The sequence below is a fragment of the Hymenobacter chitinivorans DSM 11115 genome (assembly GCF_002797555.1).
In the GTDB taxonomy this organism is placed as follows: domain Bacteria; phylum Bacteroidota; class Bacteroidia; order Cytophagales; family Hymenobacteraceae; genus Hymenobacter; species Hymenobacter chitinivorans.
The window spans coordinates 2,341,581-2,354,792 of the sequence record NZ_PGFA01000001.1; the positions used below are offsets into that span (position 1 = coordinate 2,341,581).

Sequence of the window (13,212 nt, forward strand, 5' to 3'; positions counted from 1 at the left end):
TAAATTACAAGTTACCTTCCCCGGACCGCTTCTAAGCAATCAACACTCTTTTATCCAAGCTCCCTCTCGCCCATGGTCACCGCGTATTATCCTGCTGATATAGCCCACGCGCTGCGTGCGCGCTGGGTCCAAACCGAGGGCAGTCCGCTGCCTGAGTACGCCGTGCTGACCCAATTCTTGTCCATCATTTACCAGGCCAGCCTGCTGCAGGAGGAAGCCCGGCCCGTGGAATGCCACGTCGTGCTTGCTACCGCGGCGCAGCTGACGGCTGACGGGCCGCTCGCTACCGGGCCTCACGTCGTGGCTTTTGGCACGCCCCGGCCCTGGAACGAACAGGAAATCCGGCGGCTCAGTCCGGCGGTGGCGCGCCCCGCCACGCTGCTCGCCGTTCGGCAGACCGAGGCTGGTGAGTTGGCACTGTGGGGCCTGCTGCTGACGGACACGCCCTGGGACCGGCTCCCCGGCAGCCCCGGGCCCACTGCCGAGGAAGTGCCCCCGGTGCTGGTGGTGCACGTGCAGGGCCCGGGCCTGCTGACCTGTTATTGCGGGGCCACCCGCGTGCTGACACTGCGGGCGGGCCGCATCGACGGCCACGGCTTTTTGCAGTTCCCCACGGCCTGGAGCCGGGGGCGCTTCGGGGAGATGGTGGCCGCCAATCCCCAGCTGGGCCCCGCCGAATTCGACCTTATTGCCTTGCTCGGACACCATGTGCAGCGCCGGGCGGTGGCGCGGGTCCGGGCCGGGGGCCACGGCGGACTGCTGGTGTTTGTGCCACCGGGTGCCGTGGCCGAGCTACTGGCGCCCGGCGGCTTGTTGCGCCCCAAGTACCCCACCCAGGAGCTGGGCGGGGAAGGGCGGTGCAGCCAGCTCATCCACGCCATTATTGCGCGGCAGCAGGTATTAGGCGATGTGAGCTGGACCTGCTACCAGCAAGCCCGCGACCCCGAGCTCCGCGCCCTGGCGGTAGCCCTCGACCACTTCGCCGACCTGATGGCCGACCTGATGGCCGTCGACGGGGCGCTGGTACTAACCCAAAATCTGGAAATAGTGGGCTTCGGCGTCGAGATTCGGGCGCCGCACATTGCGTTGGACCAGGTTTATCGGGCCCTGGACCTGGAAGGCGAGCAGCTGCAGGCCGAGCCCGCCGACCAGGGCGGCACCCGCCACCGGGCCGCCTACCGGCTCTGCGAAGCGGCCCCCGCGTGCCTGGCCGTAGCCGTCTCCCAGGACGGCGGCGTGCAGCTGGTGCACCACAACGCCGGCCGGATTATCTTCTGGAGCCAACTGGCTTAATCCGCACGGCAGGTATTACCGGCCCGGGAATTTATCGGCTACCAGGTGGCCGAGGGCCTGCGTGCACGCCATACAACGAATCTGGCGCTGCTCCGCTGCCGAAGCCTACGCTGAAGAATCGGGCGGTATCCACTTCGTCTGAACCCCTCGACGTCCCGACCAGGCTTTGTAGAGCAGAGCGCGGCGAGTCTCGTTGCGGCTTCATTTCCACCCGGCCACGCAAATCCCAAACCCAATCTAACCCAACCTATCATGAGTAATCCAGAAACTGATTCGACCACCTCCCCTTACGGCCGGGGCACGCTGCCCAAGAGAGTCCGCTCGCGCATGGTGCATGGGGTCAACGGCCTCGATGTTCATCTGCTCGAGGCCGGCTACGAAAGCCCCGGCCGGCCGCTGGCGCTGCTGCTGCACGGCTTTCCGGATTTGGCCTACGGCTGGCGCCACCTGCTGCCCCTGCTGGCCGATGCCGGGTACCACGTCGTAGCGCCGGACCAGCGGGGTTTTGGCCGCACCACCGGGTGGGCAAACCAGTACGACACCCCGCTGGCGCCCTTCGGCCTGTTGAACATGACGCGCGACGCCCTCAGCCTGGTTTCGGCCCTGGGGTATCGGCAGACGGCCATGCTGGTCGGGCACGACTTCGGCTCGCCGGTGGCGGCCTATTGCGCCCTGGCCCGACCCGACGTCTTTCCCTCGGTGGTGCTGATGAGCGCCCCGTTTCCCGGTCCGCCCGCGCTGCCGTTCAATACCGCCGCCAGCGAGGCCTCACCGGTGCAACCCAGCACCGAAAATCAACAGCTAGCGGCCGCGCTGGCGGCGCTCACCCCGCCCAGAATATCGTATCAACAGTATTTGAGCACCCGGCAGGCAAACGAGGACTTGTGGCACCCCCCACAAGGCTTGCACGCGTTTCTGCGGGCCTTTTTCTACGTCAAGAGCGCCGACTGGCCGGGCAATAAGCCGCATCCGTTGCAGGCGCGCACCGCCCTGGAGTTGGCCCAGCTGCCCACCTATTACGTCATGGAGCGCGGCCAGACGATGCCCCAGACCGTCGCGCCCTTTTACCCGTCCGCCGCTGAGGTCGGGGCCAGCCCCTGGCTTACCGAGCCGGAACTGGCCGTGTACACGGAGGAGTATGACCGCACGGGGTTCCAGGGCGCCCTGCAGGCGTATCGGGTCTATGCCGATGCGGATCTGAATGCGGAGCTGCGCCTGTTTTCGGGCCGCACGCTCGATGTCCCCTCGCTCTTCATCGGCGGGCAGCGCGACTGGGCGACCTACGCGGCGCCGGGCGCGCTCGAGCTGATGACGACGAAGGCAACGACGCGGATGGGCGACATCGAGCTCATCGAGGGTGCCGGGCACTGGATTCAACAGGAGCAGCCGGCGCGGCTCAGCGCGCTCCTGCTCGCCTTCAGCCAGGAGGCAGGGGGGCGGCAGTAACCGGGGTGTTGGTAAACAAATAGGAAAACCCTGCTGGTTGTCGCCAATGGCCTGACTTCCCCGCTTCTTACCAGCTCCTGCTCATCGGCCGCAGCTACGTCATTGCCCGCGAATTTCTTGTCAGTACCCTTTGCGGCGGCGCGCTCGGAAAACGCCCCCGGGTCCGGCACTTAGTAGAGTAGTACACTTGAAAAAAACAAATTGGGTGTACTACTGATCTGTCGTACACTCAATTTATTTTTTTCAAGTGTACTACTGCGTTCCGCCTGCGCCCGGTATCTTCCGGATATGCGCACCCCCACCTCGTTCTCGGAAACTACTGCGGCCTACATTCGCCAGCATTTTGTCCTCACCCAGACCGAGCTGGGGCGCTGGCTCGGCGTAACGGCCCGGCAGGTGCAGGCTGTGGAAGCCGGCCGCCGTCAGTTTTCCGATGCCACCCGCCGACGCCTGAGCCAGCTCCGGGACCTGATGCCCCCGACTGGCCCCGCCCTGCCTGCGCCCGAAACCTTGCCGCTGCCCCCGGTTCGGTTGGCCCAGACGGCCAAAGAGAGCCGCGAGGCCCAGTTGCTACGCCGTCGCATCCGCCGCTGTGAGCACCTGGCGGACGGACTTAGCTACCAGCTCGAAACGTGGGCGTTGCAGGATGCGGCCCGGTTGCGTCGTCGCCAGGGCCTGGCGGCCCTGCGCCTGGCTTTGGCAACTCCGCAAGCGGTGCCGGATACTACGTTTGACCCGGCCGAAGCCGAAAAGTGGCTTACCGGCCTCGAAGCCGATACCAATGCGGAGAAGCGCCCCGGCCCGCTGGCCCGCGCCCATCTGGTTCTGCGGGAGCGGCTGCTGCGCGAAGAAGCCCAGGAGCTGGCGCGGCTGCTGGCCGGGCAACAGCCCCCGGCCCCCACGCCTTAGCCCCGGGAAGCCCGGCCGGAACTTGGCAAGCCGGCTTACTTCCCCTTACTTGCGGGCCAGATCCTCGTCCGTATGCGCACTTCTTCGTTCCGGCCCGTGCTGTTGGCCGCCTTGCTCCTGCTGGGGTTGCCCGGCTTTTGCCTATCAGCCCCGCCCGCACCGGCCGAGGTTGGCGCCGCGCTTATTAGCCAGGGCCCCGACGACGACCAACGCCGCGAAGACCAAACCACCAAGCAGGGCACGGCCCAGCGCCTGCCCGGCGAGGCTGATACCACTTTTCTGCGGCGCGTGCTGCCGGTGTCCTTCCCCAACTCCGCCGACCTGGTAGCCTACCAGTGCCGGCCCAGCACCTTTGGCCAGCAGCTATTCTTTTCGGTGCCCGGCGGGGAAGGCAACGAGTACGGGCGCGACTTATTCGTGCTGGACCCCTACCAGGCCGATACCTACGCCGTGCAGGTGCTGACCCTGGAGTCGTTGGGCGACGAAACCGGCCTGGCCGCCCTGTTCTTTGCCGACGTGGACCAGAACGGGCAAAAGGAGCTGCTGACTTTGCTCGAATGCAGCCTGCGCGAGCCGGCCTTCAAGAAGCAGGGCACCCAGTACTACGGCCGCGTGACTCAGTACCAAACCGTCGTCTTCCAGTACGCCGGGCTCAGTGAAGCCGGCCGCCCCCACTACCGCCTCGACCCGGTCCCGCGCCCCTACCTCGACAACCTGCCCACCGTGGCGGCCGTGCGCCAGGCCCTGGCCAAGCACCCGAGCCGCGGCCGGGGACGGTAAACTGCTTGCCTAAGGCAGCGGAATACCCGCGGGTGTTCAGTGCTCGGGGAAAGCCTCTATCTTGCCGCCGGGCAGTTTAACTCAGCACCGCCTGCCCGCCGAACGCCAATGAATATTTTTGCCTGGATCCTTGGAGCTAGTCTGCTGCTGGCCCTGCCTTTTCAGAGTGCAGCCCAAGCCCGTAAACGAGCCCGGTCGCGCCCCAGTACCCATGCCCCGGCGCCAGCGGCCGCGGCCCCGGCCCTGGTGTACCAGGCGGCCTACCAGCATATTCTGCGCAGCCCGGAGTTTGAGGAGTACCGCCAGCCCTGCGTGGCCGTCTTCGACAGTCTCGTGTTTCAGGACTACGTCACCTTCAGCGAGGCCCTGCGCACGGAGTGGAATTTCCCCAAAGACCAGCCCCAGGTGCAGCTCCTCGACTCGCTTTTCCGGATGGATGAGCGGGCCGACCATCGGCCGTTCTACTCTCCCTTAGCTGCCAAGCTGACGCCCGCTTCCGGGGCCCAGAAAGGCTGCGCCGTTATTCTCTTCTCCCGCCTGAGCAAGAACACGCTGCTGGCCGAGGTCAGCCTCAACGAGGAAGGCGGCCCCCGGGTGCGGGATATTCTCTCCACCTTCAATAAAACCCTGCGCTACCTGCTGCTTTTTAGCCCCGACGGCAAGGTGAAGCGGTATTACACCAAGGTGATAAACTATAATTAGAGAGGATAAGCAGCATTAAGGTATGGCTTCCACGGAGCCGAAAACGTTAGCAATTACTCAGTATGACGCTCCATGATGCTTCTGCGTTGGCCCAGGCTCACCTGCAAGAGGCAAATCGTACTGGACTGACTCCTGATGACTACGAGTACGTGCTGAGTGAGCCGGTCGAGTATGCGCACTGCTACTACTTCGATTACCAGCTGTGCCACCGGTTTGGCCTGCCCGAAAGCCAGTGGGAAATATTTGCCGGAGCGCCGGGCTTCGCAGTAAACCGGCAAACTGGGGAAGTCAGCGTGGTTTCCTGGGGTGAGCTGCCCCAGCTGCCGCAACAGTCGGCTATCTGGCAGCACAGTAGGCAGCGGGCTGCGGAGCTGGCCCGCACCCCGCTCAGCCTGGCAACGCTACGCCGATATTTGCCGCTGCCGCTGCCCGAGCTGGCTGCCTTTTACCAGCAGCTGCGGCAGCCTGAGATGCAACAGAAGCAGAGAGAGGCGGCGTTGCTGGCGCAGCTGCTGCTTGCGGCCGGGATTCAGGTTTAGACACTAACACTATGAAACGATACTGGATTGAATTTGGCCCTGCTGGAGGAAGCATACCTGACCATCGTTTTGGTGTTACGGCGTATACCCTTGAGGACGCGTTAGCCATTCTGCAAAGGCAGGTTTTCACAAATAATCAGATGCCCACTCCAACCTGCTGGGTCGAAAATATTAATGTTAGCACGCTAGACCCCACTCATATCTTGCCAAACATGGCCTCACCTTCTTGGCGGGGCATCTGGTACCCACTGGGCTTTACCCCGGCTACTTTATGACATACTACCGGCTGTACGAACTCAGAATATGCAAACTCAATAGGTTCTTCAGAGGCCATGAAATAGCACTTAGAATAGACTGGCTGACTATGCTTCGCAGTAGAAATATGCATACAGGATGACAAGGCAAGTCCCATTGCCAGCAAAAGAGGATTAGAATACTTCATAGAATCAGGATACCATCCAAGCCCATAAAGTTAATTTTCTCCCCGACCTTCGGCCACCATTTTGCCGTTTCCGTTGTTATAGCGGACTTCATAACGACTACCCTTTTGTCTGAACAACCCACGTATACCGACCCTTACGCCATCGAGAAAGAGCTGCGTAAGGTGCAGGCCCTCATGAAGCTTGAGCAGAAAGAGGACCTCGAACAATTCAAAATCAAGAGTGCCCAGGCCACCATTGGCGAGCGGCAGAAGCGCGGCCTGACCTGGTACCCGGTCAAAATCACCAAGGAAGAAATCGGCTTTGGCGGCAAGCTGGTGCTCGAAATCGAGCGGCCGGCGGGCCAGGGCGGCCTGCACCTGTTTCAGGTCGGCAAAAACGCGGCTTTGTTTGGCAACATTCCCGGCCGCGCCGCCTCCGACCGTCCCACCCTCTCGGGCGTGATTACCAGCGTCAAGCGCAATAAAATCCTGCTGGCCACCAACAAGGAAGACCTGCCCGACTGGGTCGACGACGGCAAGCTGGGCGTGGACCTGACCTTCGACGAGGTGAGCTACCGCGAGATGGAGCACGCCCTGGGCAAGGTGATGGGCGCCTACGAAAGTCGCCTGGCCGAGCTGCGCGACGTGCTGCTGGGCGCCAGGCCCGCCCGCTACCGCGACGAAGCGGAAGCCACTTTGTACTACCCTTCGCCGTTGAATGAGTCGCAGCTGGCGGCCGTGCGCCACGTGCTGGCGGCCAAGGACGTGGCTATTATTCACGGCCCGCCCGGCACCGGCAAAACCACCACGCTGGTGCAGGCCATCCTGGAAACCATCCGGCGGGAGCGGCGGGTGCTGGTGTGCGCGCCCTCCAATACGGCCGTGGACCTCTTGACCGAGAAGCTGGCCGAGCGGGGCGTCAACGTGATTCGCATGGGCAACCCCTCGCGCGTGTCGGATTTGCTGCTGCACCACACGCTCGACGCCCAGATTATGGAGCACAAGAGCTACGGGGAGCTGAAAAGCATGCGCCAAACGGCCGAGCAGTACCGCGAGCAGGCCGGCAAGTTTAAGCGCCACTTCGGCTGGGAGGAGCGCGAGCAGCGCCGCCTGCTCAAGGAAATGGCCCACCAGATGCTGCAGGACTCCGACAACCTGGAGCGCTACATCACCGAGGACTTGCTGGAAAAAGTGCAGGTGATTACCTGTACCCTGGTGGGGGCCAGTAACCGCGCCATTCGCCATTTGACCTACGAAACCGTGTTTATCGACGAGGCGGCCCAGGCCCTGGAGCCCGGCTGCTGGATTCCGATAACCAAGGGCAGCCGCGTGGTGCTGGCCGGCGACCATCAGCAGCTGCCGCCCACGGTGAAAAGTGAGCAGGCGGCCCGGGAAGGCTTGCGCGAAACCCTGTTCGAGAAGTGCATTAAGCGCCAGCCCGACTCGGCCCGGATGCTGGAAACCCAGTACCGCATGCACGAGCAAATCATGGAGTTCAGCTCCGAGCAGTTCTACGAAGGTCGCCTGAAAGCCGCGCCCAGCGTGGCCCACGCCGATTTGCCCGATTATGACCTGCGCTTTGCCCCCGATCTGCCCGTCGAGTTCCTCGACACGGCCGGCTTCGGCTTCCAGGAGCTGGGCATCGAGGAAAGCCGCTCCATTGCCAACCCCGAAGAGGCCGACCTGCTGCTTAAGCGCCTCTCGCAGCTGCTGGAAGTGTATGACCCGGCCGACCACACCGACGACTTGCTGACCATCGGCGTCATTGCCCCCTACCGCGCCCAAATCAACTACCTCAAGGACGCGGTGGAAGACAACGACGAGTTGGTCGGCCTCATGGAGCACCGCATGCTTAGCATCGGCACCGTGGACTCGTTTCAGGGCCAGGAGCGCGACATTATTGCCATCAGCCTCACGCGCAGCAATGCCCAGAGTGAAATCGGCTTCCTCTCCGACATTCGCCGCATGAACGTGGGCATGACCCGGGCCCGCCGCAAGCTGCTCATCGTCGGCGACTCCAGCACCCTGGGCTCCCACCCCTTCTACAAAGCCTTTCTGGACTACGTGGAAAGCATCGGCGCCTACCGCACGGCCTGGGAGTTGCAGTAAAGATACCTTGTGTCATTGCGAGGTTATTGTGCTTCCTACCCATTTCACTAATACCCAACAAAAAGGGGCACCCAAACCGGGTGCCCCTTTTTGTTAGCAAATGACTAAAAGCCTTATTGATTCATTACCCGCTTGGTTAGCGTCTTGCCGTCGGCCGTTATCCGGAGCACGAGCAGGCCTTTGGGCAGCTTCGTTACCGGCAGCTGCAGGCTCGTCACGTGCTGGTACGTGGCCCGGCTGGCCTCGTGGCCCCGGTCATTGACTACGACGACCGTCACCTGCTCGTAGCTACGCCCCAGCTCTACGGTCAGCGCCGAGCCCTGGGCCGGGTTCGGATAAACCAACAGCTCGGCGGCCTCTACGACTACGGCGCTAGGCGCGGCGGTGCGGGCACTGGCGCAGGGCCCCACGAGCTGCCAGGGGCAGTACTGGCAGCTGGCCGTGAGTGGGTCCTCGTTCTGGGTCCACCACTTGGCCACGTATAGGTTGCCGTTGCGGCTGGCCTGCATGTCTTTGGTATACACGGCTGTAGCTGACCACGCCGCCACCGTGCAGCCGCCACTGCCACTCGTTACCGTGACGCTCACCGCCGCCGAGGTCGTCGTGGCCCCGGCGTTATCGGTGGCTCTAGCAGTCAGCGAATACGTGCCCGCTGCTACGCTACTCCAGCTGAAGCTGTAAGGACTCGACGTGTCGGTTCCCAGCAGCGTAGCACCATTATAGAACTCGACTTTGCTCACCGTTCCGTTGGCATCCGCCGCATTAGCCGTAATCGTAATGCTGGCCGGAGCGGTGTAAGCTGCCCCGCTGGCCGGACCCGTCAGGCTGACTGTCGGCGGCGTGTTGGAGGTGGTGCCACCGGTGACGGTCACGGTTACCGCGGCCGAAGTCGTAGCCGCGCCGGCGTTATCGGTGGCTTTGGCCGTGAGGGAATACGTGCCCGCCGCTACGCTACTCCAGCTGAAGCTGTAAGGAGCTGTCAGGTCCTCGCCGAGCTTGGTCGTGCCCTGGTAGAACTCGACTTTGCTGACCGTGCCGTTGGCGTCGGCCGCATTGGCCGTGATGGTGATACTAGCCGGAGCGGCAAACGTGGCGCTGTTGGCCGGGCTCGTCAGGCTCACCGTCGGCGGCGTGTTCGGGGTGCCCAGGGTGCTGAAGAAATTGTAGGCATTGGTTACAAACGGGTAGCCCTGGGTTTTGTCCCAGTTCACCGACCAGGTCATGATGCCCCGCAGATTGGGGTACGTCGTATTGAGCACGTACTGGCCGCCGTAGCTTATGCCCTTGACCAGGTAATTCAGGGCCTTGGTCACGTCGGCTGGCGTGACGTACCCGCCGGCGGGGGCGGCGCCGGTGCCGGTAGCGGGCAGCCCGAAGGCCACCTGGTCCTGGCGCAGGGCGGGGAAGAAATTGGCCGCGTTGCGGGCTACGGGGAAGCCTTTGAGCAGCATGTCGGTCATGGCTACGATGAAGTCGGCCGTGCCCTGCCCGTAGATTTTGTCGTCCAGCGCGTTCTGGGAGCCGGTGTTGTAGTACTGCACGTGCACGAAGGTGAGCAGGTCGCGCAGGCCGTAGAGAATGGGCAGGTAGCCGCCGAAGGCCGTGCCGTAGTTGCCGTAGCCCCCCTGCACGTACTGCACTTCCGGGGCCGAGGTCAGCCAGAAATCCTTGCCCTGCCCCCGGAAAAATGTGGTGAGCTCCCGGGCGGCCGTCACCAGGTTGTTGATCTTGGGCGTGGTGGAGCTTTTAAAGTTGGTGTCGCCGGAGTTGAGGATAACCGAGGTGCCTTCCAGGTCAATGTCGAAGCCGTCGAAGCCGTACTCGGTAATAATTGCCTTCATCGACGTGACGAACTTGTCCTTGTCGGCGGTGGTGTTGAGCTCCACGGGGGCGTCGGCCCCGCCTATCGAAATCAGCACCTTGCGGCCCTGGCTTTGCAGGGTGCGCATATCGGCAATAAACTCGGCTTTGGTTTGCTGGGTTGGGGTAAACGTCATGGTCATGTCGCCGTAGGCCACGGGCGTGGCAAAGGCAATATCGATGACGTTGTAGCGCGAATCCACGTCGCGCAGGCGGATGTAGGGGGCGCTGGCGTTGTTCCAGTTGTGGAAGTAGCCCACGATTACCCGGGCCTGGGCAGCGGCGTCGAAGCTGCCGGTCAGCAGTACGAAAAAGAGGGCCAGCAGCCGGAGCAACGGCTTTTTACGGCTAAGCCAAGTAGACTGGGGGGATGGTACTAGGAGCGGTGTTTTCATAGTGGTTGGGAAAGTTGGTTGGGAAAAGAAAAGGGGAAGCCCGCGCGGAGCTTCCCCCACAGAACTATTGATTCAGCAGGCGCTTGGTGAAGGTCTGGCCGTCGGCCCGCACCTGAAGCACCACCACGCCCTTGGGTAGCGCCGGCAGCGTCAGCTCGACGGTACGCGTGTTCTTAGCCGCCACCCGGTAGGACTTGCCCCCGCTGATGCCGGTCAACTCCAACTCCACTTGGTCATAACGCCGACCCAGATCTAAGGTGAGTTTATTACCAGTCAGCACCGGATTGGGGAAAACCGTCAGCGCCTCCGCTGCTACGCTGGCCGACGCGGCGGTGCGGGCACTGGCGCAGGGGCCCACGAGCTGCCAGGGGCAGTACTGGCAGCTGGCCGTGAGCGGGTCCTCGTTCTGGGTCCACCACTTGGCCACGTATAGGTTGCCGTTGCGGCTGGCCTGCATGTCTTTGGTATACACGGCCGTAGCTGACCACGCCGCCACCGTGCAGCCGCCACTGCCACTCGTTACCGTGACGCTCACCGCCGCCGAGGTCGTCGTGGCCCCGGCGTTGTCGGTGGCTCTAGCAGTCAGCGAATACGTGCCCGCTGCTACGCTACTCCAGCTGAAGCTGTAAGGACTCGACGTGTCGGTTCCCAGCAGCGTAGCACCATTATAGAACTCGACTTTGCTCACCGTCCCGTTGGCATCCGCCGCGTTGGCTGTTAAGTTGATGGTGGCCGGAGCGGTGTAAGAGGACCCACTGGTAGGGCCAGTGAGGCTCACTGTGGGCGGCGTATTCGGGGTTGTGCTGCCGGTTACGGTGATGGTTACCGCGGCCGAAGTCGTGGCCGCGCCGGCGTTATCGGTAGCGCGGGCCGTGAGGGAATAGGTGCCCGCCGCTACGCTACTCCAGCTGAAGCTGTAAGGAGCTGTCAGGTCCTCGCCGAGCTTGGTCGTGCCCTGGTAGAACTCGACTTTGCTGACCGTGCCGTTGGCATCGGCCGCATTGGCCGTGATGGTGATACTAGCCGGAGCGGCAAACGTGGCGTTGCTGGCCGGGCTCGTCAAGCTCACCGTCGGCGGCGTATTGGCCACCGTGCCCGCGCCGAATACTTCGTTGAGCTTGTTGACCAGCGGAGCCTTGGTGTTGGGGCTGGACACCAGCTTGCCGCCGTAGGTGGTTGTATTGACGGCCAAATCCAGCCAGTCGCCGCTGGCCGACCAGACGATGACGCCCGCCAGCTGCTGGTCTTTCACGTACTGCGCCTTCAGGCCCACCGACCGTTCGTTGTCGTAGCTGAGGAAGTAGCTGCCGTTGGTTTTGTAGGGCACCTTGGCGTTGTCGTCCCAGTACTCGGTCCAGCTGGCCGTTTGGGCCAGAATTGCCTGGTAGTTGGGCGTGCCATCCCACACGTCCTTGGGCCAGTTGGTGAAGTCGGCGCTGGTCGAAACCTGGCCGTCGGGGGTAACGGTTTCGGGCCGCTTCACGGTGGGCGCGTTCAGGGCCGCCGGGCCGCTGGTTACCACGCCCCGGCCGTAGAAGGCCACGCCCAGATTCACCTTGCTCAGCGGAATACCGGCCGCCTTAATACCTCGGGTAGTAGCATCCAGGGAGAAATTGGCGGCCTCGGCGCCGGGGTAGTCGTACAGCGGCGAGTTGTGCCCGGCCTTGCTCGACCAGCCCCCGTTGTAGTCGTAGGTCATGAAGTTGAAGTAGTCCATTGACCGATTTAGCCGCACCCAGTCGAACTGGCTGAACCGGGACGGCACGGCGGTGAAGGCGGCCGTAATCAGCTTATTAGGACCTACGGCCGTCCGGATGGCTTCCACCAGCACCGCAAAATTGGGGTAGTCCTGGGCCTGGCCGGTGAAGTTCATGCCTTCCTGCCCGGGGTATTCCCAGTCCAAATCGATGCCGTCGAAGCCCAAGGCAATGAGCTTCTGGCAGTCGCTCACGAAGCGGGCCCGTTTGGTGGGGTCGGCGGCCATGTCGCCGAAGTGCTTGCTCATGCTCCAGCCCCCAATCGAGGCCATGACCTTCACCCCTTGCTGATGAGCCAGGTCGATGAGGCCGAGCTTGCCGTTTTGCTTGTGCAGGGCCAACGGAAACGCGCCCATGGCCCCAGTACTCACGTTCGACCAGCCGCCCGCGGCATTGCGGTAGCCCAGCGAGTAGGCGTAGCTGCCGTCGGAAATGTACTGAATGAGGTCCAGCTCACCCTGCAGCAGGTACAAATCCCAGCTGCTGTAGGTGTCGGAGTTAACGAGGGGGGCCGGCTGCTGCACCGAGCCCGGTTGGGCAATGTTGGGGTTGCGGTAGTCGCCGCTGTGGATGGAGCCGTCGACGGCCACCCCGAAAAAGGAGAAGTTCAGAATCGTGTACTGCGAGTAGTCCACGTTCAGCTGGTTGAGGCTGCCCTTCGGGATAAGGCCCGGAATATCTTTCCACGGCCCCCATTGCGTCAGGTAGCCGATAATCTGCTTATTGTGGTCGGTGCGCTTCTTGGGCACCGTGGGGCTGACCTGGGCGCGCAGCAGGCCGGGCAGCAAGCAAAGTAGCAGGGCCAGCAGGCCGAGCAGGCGTTTCCCGGGGCCGACTTTTTGGGCAAGGCGGGGCCGGGCTTCGGCTAGCCGAAGCAATGGAAGAGTTTTCATAGCTGTGAACGGGGTTAGATGGGGAATCCAAAAATCCAGCAGCAATGAATGCCGCGGAAGTTGCGCTAGGTTCTTGCGGCCCCGAAAGGGTGCGGGGCGGGTAGAGCG

9 protein-coding genes are annotated in these 13,212 nt (G+C 63.0%); 7 read left to right on the plus strand and 2 right to left on the minus strand.

The window, feature by feature from the left end:
• The first annotated feature begins 72 nt into the window (after positions 1 to 72).
• From CLV45_RS09950 to CLV45_RS09980, 7 genes are all read left to right on the plus strand, one after another.
• Positions 73 to 1,293 carry a putative sensor domain DACNV-containing protein gene (locus tag CLV45_RS09950; protein WP_100336203.1) on the plus strand — a complete coding sequence of 407 codons (1,221 nt, stop codon included), beginning with the start codon at positions 73 to 75 and terminating at the stop codon, positions 1,291 to 1,293.
• A gap of 252 nt (positions 1,294 to 1,545) precedes the next feature.
• The gene (locus CLV45_RS09955) at positions 1,546 to 2,739 is read left to right on the plus strand and encodes an alpha/beta fold hydrolase (RefSeq protein WP_211289922.1); all 1,194 of its coding nucleotides are present in this window, start codon (positions 1,546 to 1,548) and stop codon (positions 2,737 to 2,739) included.
• Positions 2,740 to 3,027: 288 nt separating this feature from the next.
• Positions 3,028 to 3,648 carry a helix-turn-helix domain-containing protein gene (locus CLV45_RS09960; RefSeq protein WP_100336205.1) on the plus strand — a complete coding sequence of 207 codons (621 nt, stop codon included), beginning with the start codon at positions 3,028 to 3,030 and terminating at the stop codon, positions 3,646 to 3,648.
• A gap of 72 nt (positions 3,649 to 3,720) precedes the next feature.
• Positions 3,721 to 4,428: a hypothetical protein gene (locus tag CLV45_RS09965; RefSeq protein ID WP_100336206.1), complete on the plus strand. Its 708-nt coding sequence runs from the start codon at positions 3,721 to 3,723 to the stop codon at positions 4,426 to 4,428.
• A gap of 108 nt (positions 4,429 to 4,536) precedes the next feature.
• Positions 4,537 to 5,130: a hypothetical protein gene (locus tag CLV45_RS09970; RefSeq protein WP_100336207.1), complete on the plus strand. Its 594-nt coding sequence runs from the start codon at positions 4,537 to 4,539 to the stop codon at positions 5,128 to 5,130.
• 62 nt (positions 5,131 to 5,192) lie between these two features.
• Positions 5,193 to 5,669, plus strand: a complete 477-nt coding sequence (locus tag CLV45_RS09975) for a hypothetical protein (protein ID WP_100336208.1) — start codon at positions 5,193 to 5,195, stop codon at positions 5,667 to 5,669.
• A gap of 547 nt (positions 5,670 to 6,216) precedes the next feature.
• Entirely contained in the window at positions 6,217 to 8,199 is a 1,983-nt protein-coding gene (locus CLV45_RS09980) for an AAA domain-containing protein (protein ID WP_100336209.1), read from the plus strand.
• Between the two features lie 113 nt (positions 8,200 to 8,312).
• Here CLV45_RS09980 and CLV45_RS09985 read toward each other — a convergent pair whose 3' ends face one another.
• Both CLV45_RS09985 and CLV45_RS09990 read right to left on the minus strand, forming a co-directional pair.
• Positions 8,313 to 10,454, minus strand: a complete 2,142-nt coding sequence (locus tag CLV45_RS09985) for an Ig-like domain-containing protein (RefSeq protein WP_100336210.1) — start codon at positions 10,452 to 10,454, stop codon at positions 8,313 to 8,315.
• Positions 10,455 to 10,518: 64 nt separating this feature from the next.
• Entirely contained in the window at positions 10,519 to 13,104 is a 2,586-nt protein-coding gene (locus CLV45_RS09990; protein ID WP_100336211.1) for a glycosyl hydrolase family 18 protein, read from the minus strand.
• Between the last annotated feature and the right edge of the window lie 108 nt (positions 13,105 to 13,212).